Here is a 21444-nt window from a genome sequence, read left to right on the forward strand (position 1 = left end):
CTTACAGGGAAGGCGGAAAGTCTTACAGGCTGAGCGAAACACTGAAATGTCAAGGCGCAAAGTCTTACAAGGAAGGCAAAAAGTCTTACAGGCTGCGCGAAACACTGAAATGTCAAGGCGGAAAGTCTTACAGGGAAGGTGGCAAGTCTTACAGGGAAGGCGGAAGCTGCTACAGGCTGCTTGAGCGCCATTACCAGAACGCCAATTCAGTAATGCTGGAAGAACCTCTCCCCTAACCCCCCTCCTGCTAGGCTTAGAATTGCAGGCATTATTAACACTCCACTCCAAAAAATACTACAAATTAATGATGACTAGACTATAGGTCTAGGATAATAATTCAAATTGTCTTGATACCAAATAGCCGAGACCATAAGGGTTATGCAACGACCTCAAGGAGAAATAATCACAATAGAAAATATTGTTATCACTGAGGAGTTGGATCGCCGCAATTCTCGTGCTGCAAATTTACTAAAAGAAAACCAGGCATTGCAAGCTTTAGCACGGCAGTTGGTAAATCAGCCCCAAACAATGCTTCAGAGTTTAGTTGACATAGCACTAGAATTATGCAGTGCGGGAACGGCTGGAGTGAGTCTACTAGAAGTAACAGCAAATGGGGAAGAAATCTTTCGCTGGAATGTGTTGGCAGGAGCGTTAGCAAAGTACGTAGGTGGCACTACACCCCGTGATTTTAGCCCCTGTGGTGTCTGTCTAGAGCGGGGTACTCCGCAACTTTATTCTTATCCAGAACGCTATTTTACTTATTTACAGGCAGCAAACACTCCCATCGTGGAAGGCTTAGTGTTACCGCTAATTGCAGATAACCATGCTCTGGGTACTATCTGGATTATGTCGCACTGCGAACAGCGGCATTTTGATAGTGAAGATGTGCGGGTAATGACGAGTTTGGCAGACTTGGCGGCTGCGGCATTGCTACTGAATCAGCGACAAACCCAGGAATTGCTAGCGAAGAATGCCCAACTAGAGGTGGAAGCTGCGGAACGTCAACGAGCCGAAAAGTTGGCGCAGGAATCAGAAGCATACCTTTGGGCGATGATAGAGAATCTGCCAGGCGGGGCTGCATTTGTTGTTGACCGCAATCTGCGCTATCTAATTGCCGGAGGCGAAGCACTTCATACCGCCGGATTCAAAACAGAAGATTTCGTTGGGCGTGGGATTTTCGAGGTGCTGCCCCCCGAATTAGCCGCGAATTACGAGCCGAGGTACCGTAAAGCTTTGGCGGGTGAGCCGTTTGAGCATGAGCACCAAGCCCATAATCGCAGTTATATTTCACGGGGAACGCCGCTTCGGGCTGAAAATGGGGAAATTTATGCTGTGCTTGTGGTCTCTTATGATATTACCGATCGCAAACGCACCGAAGACGAACGCAAACAGGTTGAGTCCGCGTTGCGTGAGAGTGAAGCGTTTCGTCGCCTCGCGGTTGAAAGCGGGCGGATGGGAACCTGGCAGTGGGACTGCCGTAGCCGCCAGTGTTGGGGTGATGCCGGGTTCTTGAGCTTGTGGGCGGTTCCCCCATCGGACGAGAAACTTCCCGTCTCGGTCTTCACCAGTCGCATGTCTCCAGAAGGTGCCGCAGCCCTGGAAGCCTTCATGACAACGGACATTGCACCCGGTGAAGAATTTGATTGGCAATTGGAGGTCGTCGCGGGTGCAAACGCAGGGCGCTGGATTTGGTGGCGCGGGCAGGCGGAGCGCGAGACACCCTGGATTATCAATGGGGTCAGTTTTGATGTCACGGAACAAAAACGTGCCGAAGTAGCCCTGCGCGAATCCCAAGCCCGCTTGCAGTCGATCGCCAACCTCGTTCCCGATCTGCTGTGGGACAGCGAACCGGGCGGCTCGACCAACTGGTATAACCAGCGGTGGATGGAATACACAGGGCAAACCTTCGAGCAGGCGATCGGTTGGGGTTGGACGGATGCCATTCACCCGGACGATCGAGAAGGGTCAACGCGGCGTTACCGGGAAGCCGTCGAACAGGGGATGCTGCTCTTACAGGAACACCGCATTCGGCGGCATGATGGAGCCTATCGCTGGTTCGTCCTCAAGGCTTCGCCGCTCAAGGATGAGAGTGGCAAGGTCATCAAGATGTACGGTGCGGCGACCGATATTCACGAGCAATGGGTCGCCCTGGAAGCATTGCGCGAGTCGGAAGAAAAATATCGATCGCTCTTCAATTCGCTGGATGAGGCTTTTGCCGTCGTCGAAGTCATGACTGGCGAGGACGGCGAGTGGAATGACTTTCTGTTTTTAGAAGTCAATCCTGCGTTTGTGAAGCAGACTGGCATGGAGTATCCGGTCGGGCGCAAAGCCACAGAATTGCTAGGGACACCCAATCCACAGTGGGCAAAGGTTTATGGACGAGTTGCCGAAACGGGCGAACCGATTCGGTTTGAAGAAGGCGAAGCCACTCTAGGGCGCGTGTTTGACCTGTATGTTTTCCGTTTGGGTGGAGAGGGTAGCCGCCGCGTGGCAGTTTTGTTTACCGATATTACCGATCGCAAACGTGCCGAAGAACAATTGCGTCGCGCTGCTGAAATGGATGCGCTTCGAGTCAAGTTATCGGATGCGCTGCGATCGCTCTCCGATGCGGTTGAAATTCAGGCAACGGTGACGCGCACCACCATGAACTTCTTTGGAGCGGACAGATGTTACTACTGCGAAATTATTGACGGCAGCGCCATCATTCGGCGGGATGCCTCACAAGCAGATTTGCCTTCGGTGGTGGGGGCGTACCCTCTAGAAAACTTCCCCATCTTCAAAACCACGATCGATGCCGGTCAGCCTTTTGTCGTTCAGGATACACACACGACGAACTTACTAGATGAGAACTTGAGACAGACTTGTTTGCAGTTGCAGATTATTTCCTTTATCAACGTGCCTGCGATCAAGCAGGGAGAGCCTGTCGGGATTCTCTGTATTACCCAAGGCACGCCAAGGAACTGGACAGCGTTTGAAATGGATCTGGCGGAAGAAATAGCCGATCGCACCTGGGCAACCATCGAACGCACCCGCGCCGAAGCAGCCCTGCGTGAAGCAGAACTTCAGCGAGTGCGAGAACAATCTGCCCGCAAACAAGAACGCCAACGCGCCGAATCTCTGGCAGAACTCGATCGCGCCAAAACCCTCTTCTTCAGCAACGTCAGCCACGAATTCCGCACGCCCCTAACGTTGATACTGGCTCCGGTGCAAGATGCCTTGAGCGATTGGGTCAATCCCTTGCCTGAAGTACAACGCGAACGATTGAAACTTGTACATCGCAACACGCTGAGACTGCTGAAACTAGTTAATACCCTACTTGACTTCTCCCGTATCGAAGCCGGACGGATGGAAGCAGTTTATGAACCAACCGAGTTGGCAATGTACACAACCGAGTTAGCCAGTGTATTTCGTTCCCCTATTGAACAAGCTGGGCTGCGGCTAGTCGTCGATTGTCCACCTTTAGCTGAGTCTGTATACGTAGACCGCCAAATGTGGGAAAAAATTGTTCTTAACTTGCTTTCCAATGCCTTTAAATTTACCTTTGATGGTGAAATCGCCGTTAGGCTGCATTTAGCTGATGACCATCATGTAACGCTACAGGTACAAGATACAGGTACAGGGATTGAGCCAGAACAACTGCCCTATATTATGAAGCGGTTTTACCAAGTGCGCGCGGCAAAAGCCAGAACTGATGAAGGTTCGGGAATTGGTCTAGCTTTAGTGCATGAATTAATTAAACTGCATGGTGGAACTATGGACGTAACCAGCACTCCTGGAGTAGGTAGCTGTTTCACCGTCACAATTCCACTAGGTACAGCACACCTGCCAAGCGATCGCAGCCAAGCCACACACACCCTAGCATCAACAGCACTCGGTGCAACTCCTTATGTTCAACAAGCAGAGCGATGGATACCAGAAGAAGGGGAAAGGGAAAAGGTGAGCCAGCGCGGTCTTGGGGGTTCCCCCCATGAGCGACTGGCGTTAGCATCAGCGTTAGCGACGAAGGAGCGTCACCCCGAAGGGGGAAAAGGGGAAAAGGATTGCCCTCCTTCCCCTTTACCCCTTACTTTTTCCCCCTCCCACATCCTCATTGTCGATGACAACGCCGATATGCGCGATTACCTCACAAGGATATTAAGCAAATATGTTGAAGTCCAAGCGGTGGCTGATGGGGTGGCTGCATTGGCGGCGGTGAATAAGCGATCGCCAGATCTGGTTCTCAGTGATGTGATGATGCCAGAATTAGACGGCTTCGGGTTATTGAAAGCATTGCGGGCTGATGCACGCACAAAAGAAATACCGATAATTCTACTTTCTGCCCGTGCTGGAGAAGAATCTATAGTTGAAGGACTCCTGGCTGGGGCTGACGATTACTTAATTAAACCTTTTTCTGCCAATGAACTTGTTACCCGTGTCAATGCCTATTTGCAAATGGCAAATATGCGATCGCAGGCACTCCAGCAAGAAAGAACAATTAACCGCCGCAAAGATGAGGTACTATCAACAGTTTCTCACGAACTGAATACCCCGTTAGTTGCCATCCTCGGTTGGACGCGGTTACTACAAAGCAATCCGCCCAGTCCGGCTATGCTTGCCAAAGCTTTAGAGACAATTGAGCGCAATGCCACTTTGCAAGCCAAACTCGTTGAAGATTTACTCGACATCTCGCGGATCGCAGCGGGGAAAATTTGCTTAAATCAAGAGCCAGTCCAACTCCAAGGGGTAATTGAAACTGCGATCGCCACAGTGCAACAATCTTTGCAAACCAAAAATATTCATCTAGACTGTCAGCTTGCTATTTCACCACTAATAGTACAAGGCGACTTTGAACGTTTGCAGCAAATCATCTTAAATTTACTGACCAATGCCATTAAATTTACTCCGAATGACGGCAGGGTTGAGGTTAATCTTGAAAGTAATGAAAATCAAGCCTTGATTGTCATCAGCGATACAGGCTGCGGCATAGATAGCGAATTTCTCCCATACATCTTTGACACATTTCGTCAAGCCCCAAGTACAAAAAAAGGATTAGGCTTAGGGCTGGCGATCGCCTGTAGTTTGGTGGAACTCCACGGCGGTACAATCGCGGCTCACAGTCCTGGTATCGGTCAGGGTACAACTTTTAGTGTTAAGTTGCCTTTGATATAGCCAATCCCTAGAACACCGACTTCTTAAAGAAGTTGGGGATCTGAAATACCATATCAAACCTTTTGAGTTTGAAATAATTCTATAAGATTGCCAGCATAACGAGCGTGCATATTGAGGAGCTTCATCTCCCACGGCAAAAATTGGCGAGGTTGGCGAAAATGAGTAGACAAGACACCAAGCAAACTGCCAGTGTTACTGGTTAACGGTGTAGATTGGACAGCACGATATCCCACAGCCGATGCGATCGCTCGGTAAGAATTGAACAGGGAATGCGTCTCGACATCTTCAACGATGATGGACTCTCCAGCACGCACAGCACTGATGCAAGGTGAATTATCAGTAATGTTAACTGTTCTAAAGTAAGGGAATAAGCTTGGTTCAAAGCCTTTTTGGACTGCGAGTTCGAGCGTGCACGATCGCCGCTCAAACAGATGAATGTAACCCATATCTGTGCGGTGCATCGCTACTGCTCTATCAAGTAAATCGGACAACGCATCTTGGAGCATCGGGGGTATTTGCAGCTTTGCGTTCAGTGGTGTGGTGCGATCGCTCGGTATTTGGGATAAAGAACAACCCTCACATACCAAACGCACTAATAATGAAGCGATTTCTTCACACGGTAAAACTCGGTCTACGCAACCAGTTGCAATCGCCGCCTCTGGCATTCCAAAGGCGACAGAACTCGCTTCATCCTGAGCCAGAACAATACCACCCCTATTCGACACTTCCTGTACCCCTTCTGCGCCACCTTTGCCTGTGCCAGTTAGCACCACTACTACGGCGCGGTTTGCATAACTTTTAGCCACTGACTCAAAAAAAGCATTTACACCATGATGCCAGCTGTGTATGGCTGGTTGCGGAGCTAGAGAGATTGTACCGTTAGCATGAACTACAAAGTAATGTCCTGGCGGACATACATACACCACACCCGCCATCAGTTGTTCTTGGCTATGGGCCCAGCGTACTGTTAGATGGGTTCGTAACTGTAATACTTGTGCTAAAACGTTACTATCGAAGGGACTCAAATGCTGTAAGCACAAGATGGGAGCAGGAAAGCCGCTAGGCAAACCTGAGAGAACTTTGCGAATTGCTGTCACTCCTCCAGCAGAAGCAGCGATCGCTACAATACCAAAGTTTGATGTCTCATGGTGTCGGACATTAGACATTTCTAAGTACAATGTAAGAATTCTGACTTGGCTATAAGCTGCATAAAAATTAGGTTTTATTAAAGTCAATCACCATAGCAATAAGGTTTCAGAAGCAGGCAAACACATATTATCAATAATGCCGAGATGTTTAAACTCGGTTCGCCAGCTGTGCCACCATTGCAATTAACTCTGTTGGCTGTGCTAATTTATGCAAATGCGATTGAAAACCTGCTGCGATCGCTTTTTTTCTGTCTTCTGCGAGATAAGCTGTTAAAGCAGCAGTAGGAATTTGCCATCCTTTTTCTGCTTCCAATGCTTTGACTTTGCGAATTAAAGCATAACCATCTTCATCTGGCATTCTGATATCACTGATTATGACATCAGGGCGCGATCGCTCTAATTCTTGCAAAGCTTCTGCCACTGTTGCAACGGTTGTCACTACAATCCCATATTGCATGAGTATCGCTGCAATCAACTCGCGGGTATCAGCTTCATCATCTACCAACAGTATACGTAAACCATCCAGCTTGTTGGGACTTTCTATAGTTGCGCTCAAGCTGGGCATTCGATCGGGTACTGCTAATCGCTTGTACTTGGTAATATCATACAAGCATATCTGTAACGCACCATTAGCCCCCGAAGTTTCTCGCCCAGCTTTTACCAGTAGTATTGCATCAAAAGCTGGGCGATCGCGTGGATAAATGGAAACTTCTAGTTCTTGCACAGACTTTTCATTCAACGACTCCTTCAGTTTGCTCAGAAATAATTGATGCTCTTGTTGAGCTACAAAATTGATTAATGATTTCCCAATCAGCAAACTAGGAAATACATTTAATAAAGCAGCCGCAGCATAATTAATTTCTAAAATTATTCCTTCTGCATTAGTCACAAAATAAGCATTAGGAGTTAATTTGAACAAATCATGATAAACCTGACGTTCTAATATTAAAGTTTCATTTTGTTGTAGTATTTCTTGTTCTACAGTTTTGATCGATTCTAAATTAGTCTGAATTTCTTCTTTAAAGACTTCCAGATTTCGTATGGAAGTTTTGAGTAATTTCAATGCTGAGATAGCCTGTTGATGCTGTATAGGCGATTGAGTTAGGTATTGCTCTAGTGCTTCTATCTGCTGTTGAATTATTTCAAAAACAAAGCTTAACTCTTTTTGTTCCACAACTATCTTACCTTTGATTTTACATGCATATTACTTAACTAAAAGCTGCTTTATGTCTCATGAAAAAATTAGTAAATAATGACTTTTCTAGCCATATTAATGTCGGTAACTAAGTAGAAGGACTAAATTAAACCTAACTTGAGATTACTGGGTTTCGACTTCGCGGAAGTTGAGCGTAGTCGAAACTCAACCCTCGTCTTCTCAAAGGTCGAGCATTGAGCGCAGTCGAAATGCGTCTTCTAAATGATTGTGTGCACTTACTTAAAACTCAAGTTTCTACTATTTTCAAGCCAACCTACTCCTAATCCACTATTTTAGCCTTGGTTTGATTTAAATTGTCGTGGGATAGAGCGCAGCCCGCCCGCTATTTGTGCCAGTTGCGTAAGTCCTGTTGTTATAAATACAAATTTTGCCAAGATTCATGGCACGCTAAGAGTAGGAATACAGCAAAGTAACAATAGATACTCTTGCCCTGAGTAGCAAGCTGACATTCATTTTTATTGACTTAATTAATTTAGCAATACGAGAGCGATCGCCATTGCAATGTCATACAAAATTTCATAGTCATACCACACCCAGTGTTTCCCATGTAGGATATGTGTATTAGCCACTATCTTATGTAGCTTATGGTTAACATCGGTCAACTTACTTTAAAAGAATTTTTAAGCCTTCCAGAAGGAGATGTATACTATGAGTTTGTTGATGGTCAAGCAGTCCCTAAAGTGTCTCCAAAATATTTCCATTCAACTTTACAGATAGCTTTAGGATTACTAATTCGTGCATGGTGCAAAGACAAAGGTAGAGTTCTTCCTGAGTGGGCAATTCTCTTAAAACGTCAAGGTAAAGATTGGGCACCTCTACCAGACTTAACGTACATATCTTACGAACGTTTACCCAAAAGTTGGAAACGTAATGAAGCTTGTCCTGCGATTCCAGAATTGGTAATTGAAATTATCTCTCCAGACCAGACGATAAAGCAATTTGCAGAGAAAGCGAAGGATTATTTAACTGCGGGTGTGTCCAGAGTGTGGGTCATAAATCCAGAAGTAATGAGTATTAGAGTTTTTCTCCCCGATGGGTCAGATCGAGTTTATACGGATAACACACCCATTGTAGATACTCTATTTCCAGGTTTAGAATTAACGACAAGGCAGATATTTGAAGAGGCAGAATTACTTTGAATTTTAGGGTGAAATGCCCGCGGTTTTTGCTAGCCTACACAATTAGAAATTATCAAACAGCAATGTTGGCGTCAGTCGTCAGAATACAGGAAAGGTATTTTGTATGACTGGCGTCTGAATAATCGGCGTTTTTGCACTACTACCAAAATTTCAACAAACGTGGTTGGTGCAACAATTCAGTCGCGCGTCTGAATCCCCGACTGATAGCGCAGCGATTCGCCGTGTCCGCCAGCGTCTTGATTCTGACGAATGATTCTTCTTCAAATCTAAAGATATAAACTGTAAAATCCGACCACAGATAGAACCAAGCGATCGGCAAATTATGGTTGAGCATCATTCTAAATCTATATTTCTATAGATATAACTAAAAGAGATTTATATTAATATAATTCAACCTGTAGACTCACGAAATTAACTTTAAAAATGTTAATAATGAAAGATGATTTTTACATATGTAAAGTCAACCTGATTGTAATCAAAAATCCCATTCCAGAAAATAAAACAAAAAAAACTACGGCCAATGACAACTTCTACAGACCGCGAACAACAGATTCAAAAGTTGGATGAATTAATCAAAAATATTGATTATGGTATGTTTACCACAGTCGATGACGATGGAAGCTTGCATAGTTATCCTATGTCAAGAAGCGGCGAGATTAATTCTGATGCTACACTTTGGTTTTTTACCTACTCTGATTCTCATAAAGTGACTGAGGTTGAACATTATCCGCAGGTCAATGTCAGTTTTGTGTCGCCAGAACAGCAACGGTTCGTTTCTATTTCAGGTAGCTCGCAAGTTGTAAAAGACCGCAACAAGATGCGAGAACTATGGAAACCAGAACTTCAAACTTGGTTTCCTAAAGGACTAGATGAACCGAATATTGCTTTGCTCAAGGTGAATATTACCCAAGTCAATTATTGGGATAGTATATCTAGTTTTAAACCTCAAAAACTCAGTTTTTTGACAACATCACGTCTTTAAAAGTGACTCATTAATTTGTATCTCTTCTAAGACATGATTTTTGATTTATTACTTAGTGGTGCGATAAGACTAAAAGAGTGCATCAGAAATTTGTCAATTATTGAGATTTCAGCAATATCAATAAATTTTTATATTGCATTAATTTAGGCTTGTCACGCCACTACATTTGAATATTAGCTCTCCTTAATTAATTCCGAATTAGTATTATTTATTCATCAGTCAAAGGGTTTAAGACCGCTCTGTTACAAAGTTCTGATGCTCGGAAATCTCCGCTCATACTTTGCGCTACGTCTATACGCAGTAGCGCGACCGGGCTAAAATGTTGCAAAAAAATTGTAGGTTGGGTTGAGGAACGAAACCCAACACCGAGATACATGTTGGGTTTCACTCCGTTCAACAACCTACTGCTAATGCACTAAATTAGCCTGGTCACGCCAGTAGTGGTAGTTTCAGCCGACGTAACAGTCCGTTTATAGAACAATACAGTTCAGTTAAGATCCCCCCGCCTGCCGCGACCCCCTTTTTAAGGGGGTGAAAGAGAGAGTTTGAATTTTGAATTGTTAATTATGCCTTATCAACAAATTGAAGATTTACCAGATTCAGTAAAAGATAACTTACCCAAGCACGCCCAAGAAATTTTTCGGGCTGCTTTTAACAGCGCTTTAGAACAATATGGTGAGGAAGAAAGTGCTTTTCGTGTTGCTTGGAGTGCTGTGAAGCGCGATTACGAAAAAGGCGATGATGAACGTTGGCACAAAAAGCCGGAATAAGTCAACCCATTTGGGGAATTCAAAATAGGACTTACGCACTGTACAAATGAATCATGGTGTGCGTTTCTATGCATAGGTCGTTTCAGGCTTCTATTAATCATTCTTTGATGGTAAATAAACCCTGAGTGTAGGGGCACAGCAGTGCTCATACGTGTCAACTTAAGCTCAAATTGCCCCACAATTACCCCACCCCCAACCCCTCCCCTTGGCAAGGGGAGGGGAGGTTTTGCGCCAGCAAAACCGGGGTGGGGTAACGCGGATCTTGATGGTAAGTGAGATAGCTAAAGGTTTCGTTCAACAAACGAGGTTGCAACAGATGAAACCGATCGGGCAAACCAGGCTCCTGAGGATCTTCACTAGGAAGATCGTACATGGTTGGCAACACATCTTTTGGCGATCGCGGTGGGTCAGTTTGATACATCCTAAAGCATTCCCGATCCTAAGACTCTCAAACTCTATTATTATTCAATAGCAATAACTAGGTCGCACACCAGTATAGCAGTCCTAAAATCAGAAAGTGAAATGCTGCCCAAAATGTTAACAGTCAAAACAATTCGCAATTGGCAATTGCGAATTGTTCGGTAAACAGTCACCACTGAGATTTTTCAAAACTCAAATACGATTGCTATGTATTTACAAACTAGTCATTACCTGAGCTAATTCATTAGATAAATCAGTTTCACAATCTTCGCACTTTGTAAATAAAACACCTGCTAGAAAATAATAATCGCCAGAATAAAATGCCATTTTGTTTTTACGTAATTCTTCTATGTGTTTTTTCACCTTAGGTTCAGAGCTATAGTAGCCGAATTGCAAAGGTAAAATCATAAAGTTTTCTACGCAATAACCATTTTCTTTTGCTACGTCCAGCGTACTTGTAGGATTAGAATAACTAGATACTAAAACCAACACATTTTCATAACCTAACATCAAAAGGTCGTTGGTAATTTTAGCTCCATCTATGCCTCCAAATAAAAGTGGCATATATATATCATTATCTGGTGCTGGAAGATATGGCGGATTAGCTATAAGATAACCTGCATCATGTTGAGAAGATTCAAACAAAGATGAATTATGGATTATATATTTATCATTGAGGTTGTATTCATCAATAGTTAAATTTGCCGTTTTCCATGCAGAAGTGTTTAATTCAAATCCCTGAATTACGCCATCAAACTTGTTTCTCAACAAAGAATTAATTACAGGGCTGCCATCTCCAGAACCAAACTCAACAATGGATTCGTAGTCTTGACAATTTCTCATGACAAGATTTTCTAAGCAGTTGGAGTAGAAATTAGATTCTTCAGGACAAAAAAAGATGTCTTTCATTTGACTTTCACTCAACAATAAGGTATGATTTATTCAATGGAAAGTTATTTGCTGCCTGGAAAAAAAGCAAGAAAAAATCCTTCCTTGAGCAACAAAGTATCTGTCAAGGAAATTAATTAGCAGGCGAATTAGGAATAAAATGGCTGATAAAGCCAAATTAAGATCCTAAAAAGACTCTGCTATTTTTAAGAAAACAGAATTCAGGAGTCAGCAATCATAATTTTGCAACTAGATTTTGTGCGACCGAGGGATATAACTTGCTTATTCGTAGGAGTATAAAGGGGTTAAACTTCCCTGGGAATTAATTCTGAATTCTGCAAATTTGTGAGAATTTTTACATAACTAAAGCATTTGTTCTGCTTGGCGTATCGATCGCACAACAGCACCAGCGGCGCGATCGCTTATGAGCTTTTGCTGGTCGTAACCAAGCACTAGTTCCCATGCATCGTTAGGATATTGTTCTGCCAAAGGCAAAGCTACATCATCTAACATCCAACGACCGTGGCGTTCGTCTTCTCTAATATGTAATTCCCAATAACCCACTGCTACTTCTGAGAGTCCCAGTCGTTGCGCTGTCACAAGATAATTTTTGTAAACCGCAGGGCCAGCCACTTCAAAAAAGGTCAACCCACCGCTGTAACGCAGAAAATAGCGTTTGCGCTCGGTCATCAGAAAATTATGATTGGTAGAAGCCAATACTTCCCAAGGCACTAAATTGAAATATGCCTCTGGTTCAGTCTTCATGCCAAACTCAGCTAACATTTGGGCAAAAAATGTCGAGTGCTTGCGAGATAAGCGACCATTGCCGTATTCTTCTAGCAGTACCCGCACCAGCGTACACTGCACTTCATTAGCAGCACCGCCCAGAACGCGGGAAAGATTACTAGCTTCAACCAAACCCTCAAAAGAGCCGATCGCTAGCAAGTGACGGTAGCCACTTTCGGTTAATTCCTCACGGATATAGCGACTATTTGGCGATAATGGCGGATTTAAATCAGCAGATGCACGCTCAATTAAAGCTTGTTTGGCATCCAATTGTTGCAGTGCAGCCAAATCGAATTGTGCGAGTTCCCACTTTTGCCAAGCAGCTTCAATTTGGTCGCGACATGAGTACAAATAAAGCGATCGCTCATTTGTGTAATTATGCAAATCATCGTACCAAAACAGATTTAGCCGATTAATTCGATAAAGTATCCTTTGCAGGAAAAGGTGAGCTTGCTCATCAAAGCGATCGTTTTCATAGGCTGCGCTAATTGCCATAGAAAGCGCCTGTTGAAACTCATTCGCTTTTGCAGGTTTTGTATCCAGTCGAGCATCCAAATTTTCCATTCCCAGCAGTTCTATAAATAGCTGCTCGGCACGGTCGTACTTGGTAACTGTTGTTTCTTGTGTCTGCGTACTATTTTCCCCAACCTCAAGCTTAGGGAACATAACTATATTGCTTTGCATGGAATCTTCTGTAGCCTTAGAAAAGTGAGAAATCAGTTTCACCTCTAATACTTAACTTCCCACACGAGTAATGTTCTCTACCTCTTTCCCTGGTTATAAAGAAAGATTAAGCCTAGAAAGGGATTGTCTAAACGGGGCATTGAGCGTTGGGGAGCTAGCGCCGCGAGCCGGTTTCCCGACTTGTTCTATGAATGTAAAATCCCCACGCCTTTAGGCTGGGGAGTGTCAAAGATTGCATATATTTCTCTACCCGATTCAACATCCAGATAGTTGCACTGAAAAGCAAATTCAATCCATATTTGTGCTTCTGTTCTCTGGAGCTTCCTCTACAGCCTCCGCCCCCTCTGCCCCATGCTCCACAACCACTCCCCCTGATTCCATCGCTTTACTTGGCGGAATCTCTTCTAGAGGAATCAGCGCTTCAATCACTGACTTCACAATCGGGGCGGCGACGGTAGAACCGTAGGCGTTTTCTCCTTTTGGTTCGTCCACTAATGCGAACACTACATAGCGAGGTGATTCCACCGGTAAAATAGCTACAAAGCTAGTGATTCTCGCACCCTTGATGTAACCGCCATTTGGGCTAGCTTTTTGGGCAGTCCCAGTTTTGCCAGCGATCCGATAACCGGGAATTCGCGCTACCTTACCAGTGCCTTCAGATACAACGGTTTCCATCATTTCCACTACCTTTTGGGCTGTGGCAGCTGAGAAAATTTGGCGCGACATAGTGCGATCGGGCGAATCATGCATCTGTCCTTTGGTATCAATTAGACCCCGGACTACATGGGGTGTAACTAATTTACCGCCATTGGCTAAAGCGCCGTGCATTTGTACCAGCTGTATCGGTGTCATTGAAAAGCCTTGCCCAAAGGAAGTAGTAGCTGGTTCAATTGGCGAAGCAATAAACTCTTCTTGACTTTTGAGCCGGCCGCCAACTTCAAAAGGTAAATCCGTATCGACTTTTTGTCCTAACCCCAAACGTTCCAGCCAGTTGTAGTATATTGCAGGCTTTAATCGCTGGATAATTTGCACCATACCAATGTTGCTAGAATTTTGTAGGATTTGAGCGATGCTAATCCGCCCGTAACCATTGTTCATCGCATTTTTAATGGTGTAATTAGCTACGTGAATAGAACCGGAGTCATTAAATATATCATCTGGTTTAATCACACCATTTTCCAGAGCGATCGCCACGTTTAAAGGCTTGAAGGTCGAACCCGGTTCGTAAAGATCTGCCACCGTCCAGTTTTTAAACAGTGAAATATTAGCTTTGGCGTATTCATTAGGGTTATAAGTAGGCTGAGAAACTAAGGCAAGTAAAGAACCATCCAACGCGTCCATCACAATTACCGCCCCACGTTTAGCCTTAAACTCATCCATCTTTTGTTTCAGAGCGCTACGGGCAATTCGTTGCAAACGGCTATCAATAGTAAGTTGCAGCCGTAAATCATCAAAATGTAAAAAACCTTCAGGGGCATAATTTGGCATCAGGGCGCCAGTACCTGTTCGACTGAGGCGCACCGTTTGAACGGAACGTTCTAGCAACTTTTCTTGAGAGTATTCCACACCCGCCTGACCGCGACGGTCAACATTCACGTAGCCCACCACATCAGCAGCCAAATCGTCTGAAGGGTAAAATCGCGAGTATTTTTGAATTAGTTCTAAACCATTTAAGCGCAAAGAGGTGATGCGATCGACAATTTCTTCCGGTATCGCTGGGGAAAGTACAATTCCACTTTTTTTGCTTTCAAAAGTCTTCACCAATTCAGGAGCATCTTTAGCCAATATTGGGGAAAGTTGCTCTGCTATCTCTTCATTGGATTTATCAAACAATTTAGGATGAGCGTACAAAGTATACACAGGGCGGTCAATCGCCAACAAATTATTATTGCGATCTACCACCGGACGCCGGGGCATAAAAGGCCGCAAATTTATCATTTGCTGGTTTCGTGCTTGCTGTGTTAACTTTGTCCCCTGAATAATTTGCAGGTTATACAAGTTAATACCCAATCCCAACCCCGCTGCTAGTAACACGCCCCACACAACAAACAGTCGGGACTTGCTGTTTGATGTTTGCTCTTGGATATTAGAGGCAAATTTTCCCAAAAAACCTGGTTTAGAACGCCTCTGCCCCCTTGTGAATCTTGGAGTGCGAAATTTTCCAAATCTTGTTTTACCCGGTGACTTTTGCATTGGGTTTGTCCTTAGTCATTAGTCATTAGTCATTGGGCAAACAGGGCATGGGGAAAGGGAAAGGGGTAAAGGGAAAAGGGGAAAGATTAAATTTATTCCTTTTCCCTTTAACCTTTAACCTTTTCCCCTGCCTCAAGAGCCTCCCCTGCCCCTCATCTCCCCATACCCTATGCCCTTAATACCCTAGCGGTGAGAGTGTTTGTTGTTGGGTTTGGGGATTTGGTTTTGTGTTAGGCGATGCTGGTTCAGATTTAGAAGATGCTGGAGGTAAGAAAATCATTCCTTCAGGAGTTGGCGATACCAGCCCTGTTCTTGACTGTTCTGCTTCCTGTGCCATTTTGTTTGTCAGCGTCGCGTTAGTTGTCGTCAAGAGCCGCTCATGACGTTGGAGATTTTGCAGCCTGCGATATGACTGGCTCCAAAGTTCTTGAGAATACACCGTCCAGCCATAAACCGCAAGTGTCGCGGCTACTAACAAAAATGCCAAAACTGACGAATAACGATGAAAAGTGTATAAACGCAGCAACCACAATGGTGTTGCTCCAGAACCAGGCATGATGGGTAGACCAAGAAAACCTACCTCTGGACTCTTGCTAGCTTGATTCGACTGACCGTCCAGATTTGGTAGTTGTTGTCTGCCCAACTCTTTGGGTAATTTGGGCATAACTGCCTCATTTGTAGAATAAATCGCTAATTTTTTTGAGGAACGCTTTCTTCTGGCAGGGGATACTGGTGCAGCTTGGGTAGTAGGTATAGAATCACTCTGCACTGCTGACTCCAAACGCGCAGAACGCCGTCGCCGGCCCAAAGAAAGAATTGAATCTCGCCAAAACCTAGTACTTTTTTTAGAAACAGTTGATTTACGAGCAACAACCATAAATTTTTTTAGATGAAAAATATTGTACTTTCAATTGATTGTCTGTTTTTGCTGAGGTTAAAATACCCTTCTATGCAATAAACACACATAACAGACTACACCCTTTTAACTAGCTAGCTATATCAATGTTTGCAATCAACGATTATGAACTGGATAACTTGCTGTTTAGATATATTGCACCTAAAGTATGGCAACGGAGGGCACTAAGGTGCAATACTCTGTGAAAAAAATAAAAAACATGCCAGAATTCACGCAAAAGTAGCGAGTAGCAAGCAAGTTCAGAAAACCATAATATATAAGTCTTTTTTGATACTAGTATTTAGTTTAGACTTGCCAACTGTAGATTTGGAGGGAATTTTCAACCTCTGTTGTTCCCTGCTACATTTACTAAGTCATATTTGAATACATTTGTGATTTTCACGACTGGCTCGTAAATACTTAAAGATAAAATTTTTTGCTATGATAGCTTAATTGACAAAAAAATTTAATGCTTTGGATTTTCCTCGGGAGTTCAGAAAAACCAATCGAATGGCTGTATGATAGCTAATTTGAAAAACAATACCCCAAAGGGTTGTTTTTTTTAAGTATGTAATCTTACAGCATTTAAAAAAAAGCAATAAATACGGTATCGTATTCAACAGGCAAAAAATTTTTCTAGCCACAATTGGTGAAAGAGGAGTTATGAAAACAAAAATCTTTGGTTTGGCTCTAATGTTAAGTCTGGCTGCAATGCTTGGAGCCTGTGAAGGTGGCGGTGAAGGTGGTGGTGGTACTACTAGTACTCCAGCTGCTACAGGCGAACCAACAGACGCGCCTGCTACTCCTGCAACTACTCCTGCAACTACTCCCGCAGCTACCCCCACAGCTACCCCGACTGCTAGTCCTAAATAAGGCACTCTGAAATTGAGTTGAACAAAAATGTTGAGCGCAGTCCCTACCTATAACGCAGTTTAGGTAGGGTAAGCGAAACGCAGAGTCGCGATCGAATACAGTTGGTACGGTAAAAGGTAAACTACCTGGAGACACGACCAACGACATATTAGTAATTATTAGTTTGGTTGCTATTATTACTAATTTGTTTACTGGGGTTCCCGTAGACGGGAACGCCGTCTAAAATCCGTAGCGTTAATTCTAGTTGTGATTAGGATTGGCGAATGAATCCCCAACTATACATATATGTATGGTTGGCCTTTAAGAAGCCTGAAACTCAGGCTTCTTAAATATTGCTGCCAAACCTATTAACCAATTTCAGCATTTTTTAATGTCAGCATATTTTTGTAGAGCAGTATAAGAGCTTGCTCAAGCACCAGTTGACTATGTAGTAAATAAAGGACACTGGTCTGGAATAGCTTAGGAAGGGGAAAATAATTCATAATGTATTAAAAAATAAGACCTGGTGATATCTGTTGATATTGCCAGATTTTTATTGGTATGGGGTGCAAGCAAAACAGATTTTCATGCTGCGTTGTAAATGCAGTTGGGGAGATGGTGAAAGTTAAAGTAAAAAATCTAGTAAAATTACTGTTTTTAGTTGTAACTAGTACAACGCTTGTATTGTTCAGTAGTTATTGGCGATCGCCCGTAATAGCATTACCACCACCAGAGGATATACCAGAAGAAATATTACGGACACAGATTATCATAGAAGGGCGATCGCCTATCGATGGCAGATTCTTGACTGCTGCCGAATATGCCCAGTTAGAAGTACAGCTGCAACAAGCACCACCACCAAAACTAGACCCCAAAATTCGCGACCAGATTTTTTTACTTCGCATACGAAAAACGTTACTTCAGTTTTTCCCATTTTTAAATATTTAGTCATTAGTCATTGGTCATTAGTCATTAGTCATTAGTCATTAGTTTTTTCTTCCCCTGCCTCCCCTGCCTTCCCTGCCCCTCTGCCCCCCTGCCCCCCTGCCCCATACCCAATAATTCATTCTGAGGTAGGATAACGATGGCGACAAATTTGCAAATAAATGTAAAGAATATATATAGATATTAAAAAAGTACGTTTAGTCAATCACGTTATTACACGTAGGTAGCTTCATGTCCATGACCACGATCGCTCCTGAACAGGTTAACCGTATCGTTTGGAATCAACATCACGATCCCTTTGAAATACTAGGTTCCCATCCCATAGAACAAAATGGCAAAACTGCCTGGGCTGTGCGAGCCTACCTACCAAATGCAAGTGCAGCATGGGTAGTTCTTCCCGAACAACGCAAAGAATACCCAATGGAAACAGTGCATCATCCCAACTTTTTTGAATGCACGATTGAAACCGCAGAACTAGCAAACTACCAGCTACGGATTAAAGAAGGAGAACACGAGCGTGTCACCTATGACCCTTACGCTTTCCGTTCTCCCAACTTGACAGATTTTGACTTGCATTTGTTTGCAGAAGGCAACCATCATCGAATTTACGAGAAACTGGGAGCGCACCCCGCCGAAATAGATGGCGTTAAAGGCGTTTATTTTGCCGTTTGGGCACCCAACGCCCGCAATGTTTCAGTTTTGGGAGATTTTAACTACTGGGATGGGCGCAAACACCAAATGCGTAAAGGCCCCACCGGAGTTTGGGAATTGTTCATTCCGGAAATCGGAGTGGGTCAGCATTACAAATATGAAATCAAAAATTTTGAAGGTCACATTTACGAAAAATCCGATCCCTACGGTTTCCAGCAGGAACCCCGCCCAAAAACCGCGTCCATTGTCACTGATTTAGATGCTTACAAGTGGAATGACGAAGGCTGGATGGAAAAACGGCGTCATACCGACCCCCTCACAGGGCCAGTTTCTGTCTATGAAGTGCATTTAGGTTCTTGGTTACACGCTTCTAGTGCAGAACCGCCGAAACTGCCCAATGGTGAAACCGAGCCTGTAGTTATCGTTTCGGAACTCAAACCAGGCGCACGCTTTTTAACTTATCGGGAATTAGCAGACAGACTCATTCCCTACGTCAAAGAATTGGGATATACCCACCTTGAATTGCTACCGATTGCCGAGCATCCCTTTGATGGTTCTTGGGGTTATCAAGTAACTGGATACTATGCCCCTACTTCCCGTTTTGGTACGCCTGAAGATTTTATGTATTTTGTTGACAAATGTCATGAAAACGAAATCGGCGTAATTGTAGATTGGGTTCCCGGTCACTTCCCTAAAGATGGTCATGGTTTAGCATTCTTTGATGGTAGCCACTTATACGAACATGCCGATCCCCGCAAAGGCGAACATAAAGAATGGGGTACTCTGGTATTCAACTACAGTCGCCACGAAGTCAAAAATTTTTTGATGGCAAATGCCCTATTTTGGTTTGACAAATACCACATTGATGGGATTCGCGTCGATGCTGTGGCTTCCATGCTCTACAATGACTATTGCCGCAAACCTGGAGAATGGCTGCCCAACCAGTACGGCGGCAGAGAAAACCTAGAAGCAGCAGATTTTATCCGCCAAGTAAATCACACTATCTTCAGCTATTTTCCGGGAATTCTCTCAATTGCTGAAGAATCTACTTCTTGGCCGATGGTTTCTTGGCCTACCTACACAGGCGGACTGGGCTTTAACTTGAAGTGGAATATGGGCTGGATGCACGATATGTTGGACTACTTCAACATGGACCCTTGGTTCCGCCAGTTCCACCAAAACAATATCACCTTTAGTATGTGGTATAACCACAGTGAAAACTTCATGCTGGCCTTGTCCCACGATGAAGTGGTGCATGGTAAGAGTAATATCATCGGCAAAATGCCGGGGGATAGATGGCAGAAGTTCGCGAATGTGCGTTGTTTGTTTACTTACATGTTCGCTCACCCAGGTAAGAAAACAATGTTTATGAGCATGGAGTTTGGACAGTGGAGTGAGTGGAATGTTTGGGCTGACTTGGAGTGGCACTTATTCCAGTATGAGCCGCACCAACAGTTAAAAACATTTTTCCAGGAATTGAACCATCTTTACCGCAGCGAACCTGCTTTGTATACCCAGGATTTTGCTGAGCCGGGGTTTGAGTGGATTGACTGTAGCGATAATCGCCATAGTGTGGTTTCCTTTATCCGCCGCGATAAGGATACTGAAGATTTTGCGATCGTGGTTTGCAACTTCACGCCGCAACCCCATTCTCACTACCGTATCGGTGTGCCGGAAAAGGGATTTTATACCGAGTTGTTCAATAGCGATGCTCGTCAGTATGGCGGCAGTAATATGGGCAACTTAGGCGGTAAATGGACAGATGATTGGTCTTTGCACAGTCGTCCTTATTCGTTGGATTTGTGTTTACCACCTTTGGGTGTGTTGATTCTAAAGTTGGATAAAGAGAAGACTGCTAAGGCATTGGAAGGTTAATTGAGAAGGTAGGGTGAGCATTTTGCTCGCCCTAAAATCAATAAAACCAGTTATTAGCTTTTGAAATGCAAAGGAACACGGAGGTTAGCGCAGAGGTACGCAGAGTATTTGTAATTTTAAGAGTTTCCAGTAATTTCATCAGGCAGAGAATCAATTACATTTCTATAAACTTCTGTTGCCAATTTATACGCCTTCTTTAATTCTCCAGCAGTGGGGATAAAATCTTCAGTTGCTTCCATCGGATAACGATATGTTTGATTATATTGACTTAAATATCCTGCTTCTTTTAAAAGAGTTGTAAATTCAGGCTTAAATTGGGAAGCTAATCTCACCAGAGTATTAATATTATGAGTATCTCCTAAATCAGTATCGTGAAAAATAAGAAACTCTTTCAATGTCTTTTCTGCTCCTTGCTGGCAATGATAAATAGCTATATCGGGTAATTCTTGAGCTAATTTTTGTGCTGCATTTAAATCACGTTGCGCTTTTCTTAGCCAAAACTGTACCAGAATACGCTTTGCCTTGTCCATAAAGTAATTTACCTTGTTCTACAATTTTTATGGTAAGAGATGCGGGAACTGTTTTAAATGTTTCTATATCATTTCTAGTTTTGATGAGAACATCGACATCAATCATTAAATTATCAACAGCGTTTATTGCCCGCACTCCCCACTCAATACGGTCAAAGTCTGGTATGTCATCCGGTACAATAATACATAAATCTAAATCGCTGTATTGATGGGAATTTCCCCAAGCATAGGAACCAAACAGGATAATTTCTTCGGGGTTTAGTGATGCTACTAATCGACGAATTACTTCTGCAATGATTGAGTTAGTGATGGGTGTCATAAT

General features: G+C 43.7%; 16 protein-coding genes. 7 read left to right on the forward strand and 9 right to left on the reverse strand.

Features of this window, described 5'->3' with window-relative positions:
* Window positions 1–378 precede the first annotated feature (378 nt).
* Entirely contained in the window at window positions 379–5148 is a 4770-nt protein-coding gene (locus tag NSTC745_RS06025; RefSeq protein WP_445636335.1) for an ATP-binding protein, read from the forward strand.
* Window positions 5149–5201: 53 nt separating this feature from the next.
* Here NSTC745_RS06025 and NSTC745_RS06030 read toward each other — a convergent pair whose 3' ends face one another.
* Window positions 5202–6314, reverse strand: a complete 1113-nt coding sequence (locus tag NSTC745_RS06030; RefSeq protein ID WP_445636336.1) for a chemotaxis protein CheB — start codon at window positions 6312–6314, stop codon at window positions 5202–5204.
* Between the two features lie 130 nt (window positions 6315–6444).
* Window positions 6445–7470 carry a response regulator gene (locus NSTC745_RS06035; protein ID WP_445636337.1) on the reverse strand — a complete coding sequence of 342 codons (1026 nt, stop codon included), beginning with the start codon at window positions 7468–7470 and terminating at the stop codon, window positions 6445–6447.
* Window positions 7471–8096: 626 nt separating this feature from the next.
* On the opposite strand from NSTC745_RS06035, the gene NSTC745_RS06040 reads away from it, so the two are divergent.
* From NSTC745_RS06040 to NSTC745_RS06050, 3 genes are all read left to right on the forward strand, one after another.
* A complete protein-coding gene (locus NSTC745_RS06040) occupies window positions 8097–8651 on the forward strand; it encodes a Uma2 family endonuclease (RefSeq protein ID WP_445636338.1) in 555 nt (184 codons plus the stop codon).
* 520 nt (window positions 8652–9171) lie between these two features.
* Window positions 9172–9633 (forward strand): pyridoxamine 5'-phosphate oxidase family protein, encoded by a 462-nt coding sequence (locus NSTC745_RS06045; protein WP_445636339.1) that lies wholly within the window; start codon window positions 9172–9174, stop codon window positions 9631–9633.
* A gap of 566 nt (window positions 9634–10199) precedes the next feature.
* Complete coding sequence (locus NSTC745_RS06050) at window positions 10200–10403, forward strand: ChaB family protein (protein WP_445636340.1); 204 nt, start codon at window positions 10200–10202, stop codon at window positions 10401–10403.
* Between the two features lie 181 nt (window positions 10404–10584).
* Here NSTC745_RS06050 and NSTC745_RS06055 read toward each other — a convergent pair whose 3' ends face one another.
* The 5 genes from NSTC745_RS06055 to NSTC745_RS06075 all read right to left on the reverse strand — a co-directional run bounded on the left by NSTC745_RS06055 (window position 10585) and on the right by NSTC745_RS06075 (window position 16251).
* Window positions 10585–10824 (reverse strand): hypothetical protein, encoded by a 240-nt coding sequence (locus tag NSTC745_RS06055; protein WP_445638784.1) that lies wholly within the window; start codon window positions 10822–10824, stop codon window positions 10585–10587.
* A gap of 212 nt (window positions 10825–11036) precedes the next feature.
* Entirely contained in the window at window positions 11037–11732 is a 696-nt protein-coding gene (locus NSTC745_RS06060) for an SAM-dependent methyltransferase (protein ID WP_445636341.1), read from the reverse strand.
* 342 nt (window positions 11733–12074) lie between these two features.
* Window positions 12075–13181 (reverse strand): iron-containing redox enzyme family protein, encoded by a 1107-nt coding sequence (locus NSTC745_RS06065; protein WP_445638541.1) that lies wholly within the window; start codon window positions 13179–13181, stop codon window positions 12075–12077.
* Window positions 13182–13469: 288 nt separating this feature from the next.
* On the reverse strand, window positions 13470–15374 hold the full coding sequence (locus tag NSTC745_RS06070; RefSeq protein WP_445636342.1) for a peptidoglycan D,D-transpeptidase FtsI family protein: 1905 nt from the start codon (window positions 15372–15374) through the stop codon (window positions 13470–13472).
* A gap of 175 nt (window positions 15375–15549) precedes the next feature.
* On the reverse strand, window positions 15550–16251 hold the full coding sequence (locus NSTC745_RS06075) for a hypothetical protein (RefSeq protein WP_445636343.1): 702 nt from the start codon (window positions 16249–16251) through the stop codon (window positions 15550–15552).
* A gap of 681 nt (window positions 16252–16932) precedes the next feature.
* On the opposite strand from NSTC745_RS06075, the gene NSTC745_RS06080 reads away from it, so the two are divergent.
* From NSTC745_RS06080 to glgB, 3 genes are all read left to right on the forward strand, one after another.
* On the forward strand, window positions 16933–17142 hold the full coding sequence (locus tag NSTC745_RS06080) for a hypothetical protein (protein WP_445636344.1): 210 nt from the start codon (window positions 16933–16935) through the stop codon (window positions 17140–17142).
* Window positions 17143–17736: 594 nt separating this feature from the next.
* Complete coding sequence (locus tag NSTC745_RS06085) at window positions 17737–18069, forward strand: hypothetical protein (RefSeq protein WP_445636345.1); 333 nt, start codon at window positions 17737–17739, stop codon at window positions 18067–18069.
* A gap of 228 nt (window positions 18070–18297) precedes the next feature.
* A complete protein-coding gene (gene glgB, locus NSTC745_RS06090; RefSeq protein WP_445636346.1) occupies window positions 18298–20592 on the forward strand; it encodes a 1,4-alpha-glucan branching enzyme in 2295 nt (764 codons plus the stop codon).
* 116 nt (window positions 20593–20708) lie between these two features.
* Here the strand turns inward: glgB and NSTC745_RS06095 are convergent, their stop codons facing one another.
* On the reverse strand, window positions 20709–21122 hold the full coding sequence (locus NSTC745_RS06095; protein WP_445636347.1) for a HEPN domain-containing protein: 414 nt from the start codon (window positions 21120–21122) through the stop codon (window positions 20709–20711).
* Window positions 21067–21441 carry a nucleotidyltransferase domain-containing protein gene (locus tag NSTC745_RS06100; protein ID WP_445636348.1) on the reverse strand — a complete coding sequence of 125 codons (375 nt, stop codon included), beginning with the start codon at window positions 21439–21441 and terminating at the stop codon, window positions 21067–21069. The genes NSTC745_RS06095 and NSTC745_RS06100 overlap by 56 nt, the downstream gene beginning before the upstream one ends.
* Window positions 21442–21444: the final 3 nt, after the last annotated feature.

It is taken from the genome of Nostoc sp. DSM 114161 (genome assembly GCF_052692665.1).

Bases quoted from the DNA above. Each gene is read 5' to 3' on its own strand.
- NSTC745_RS06025 (WP_445636335.1), top strand. From the start codon at position 379: ATGCAACGACCTCAAGGAGAAATAATCACAATAGAAAATATTGTTATC.
- NSTC745_RS06030 (WP_445636336.1), bottom strand. From the start codon at position 6,314: ATGTCTAATGTCCGACACCATGAGACATCAAACTTTGGTATTGTAGCG.
- NSTC745_RS06040 (WP_445636338.1), top strand. From the start codon at position 8,097: ATGGTTAACATCGGTCAACTTACTTTAAAAGAATTTTTAAGCCTTCCA.
- NSTC745_RS06045 (WP_445636339.1), top strand. From the start codon at position 9,172: ATGACAACTTCTACAGACCGCGAACAACAGATTCAAAAGTTGGATGAA.
- NSTC745_RS06050 (WP_445636340.1), top strand. From the start codon at position 10,200: ATGCCTTATCAACAAATTGAAGATTTACCAGATTCAGTAAAAGATAAC.
- NSTC745_RS06055 (WP_445638784.1), bottom strand. From the start codon at position 10,824: ATGTATCAAACTGACCCACCGCGATCGCCAAAAGATGTGTTGCCAACC.
- NSTC745_RS06060 (WP_445636341.1), bottom strand. From the start codon at position 11,732: ATGAAAGACATCTTTTTTTGTCCTGAAGAATCTAATTTCTACTCCAAC.
- NSTC745_RS06065 (WP_445638541.1), bottom strand. From the start codon at position 13,181: ATGCAAAGCAATATAGTTATGTTCCCTAAGCTTGAGGTTGGGGAAAAT.
- NSTC745_RS06070 (WP_445636342.1), bottom strand. From the start codon at position 15,374: ATGCAAAAGTCACCGGGTAAAACAAGATTTGGAAAATTTCGCACTCCA.
- NSTC745_RS06075 (WP_445636343.1), bottom strand. From the start codon at position 16,251: ATGGTTGTTGCTCGTAAATCAACTGTTTCTAAAAAAAGTACTAGGTTT.
- NSTC745_RS06080 (WP_445636344.1), top strand. From the start codon at position 16,933: ATGAAAACAAAAATCTTTGGTTTGGCTCTAATGTTAAGTCTGGCTGCA.
- NSTC745_RS06085 (WP_445636345.1), top strand. From the start codon at position 17,737: ATGGTGAAAGTTAAAGTAAAAAATCTAGTAAAATTACTGTTTTTAGTT.
- glgB (WP_445636346.1), top strand. From the start codon at position 18,298: ATGTCCATGACCACGATCGCTCCTGAACAGGTTAACCGTATCGTTTGG.
- NSTC745_RS06095 (WP_445636347.1), bottom strand. From the start codon at position 21,122: ATGGACAAGGCAAAGCGTATTCTGGTACAGTTTTGGCTAAGAAAAGCG.
- NSTC745_RS06100 (WP_445636348.1), bottom strand. From the start codon at position 21,441: ATGACACCCATCACTAACTCAATCATTGCAGAAGTAATTCGTCGATTA.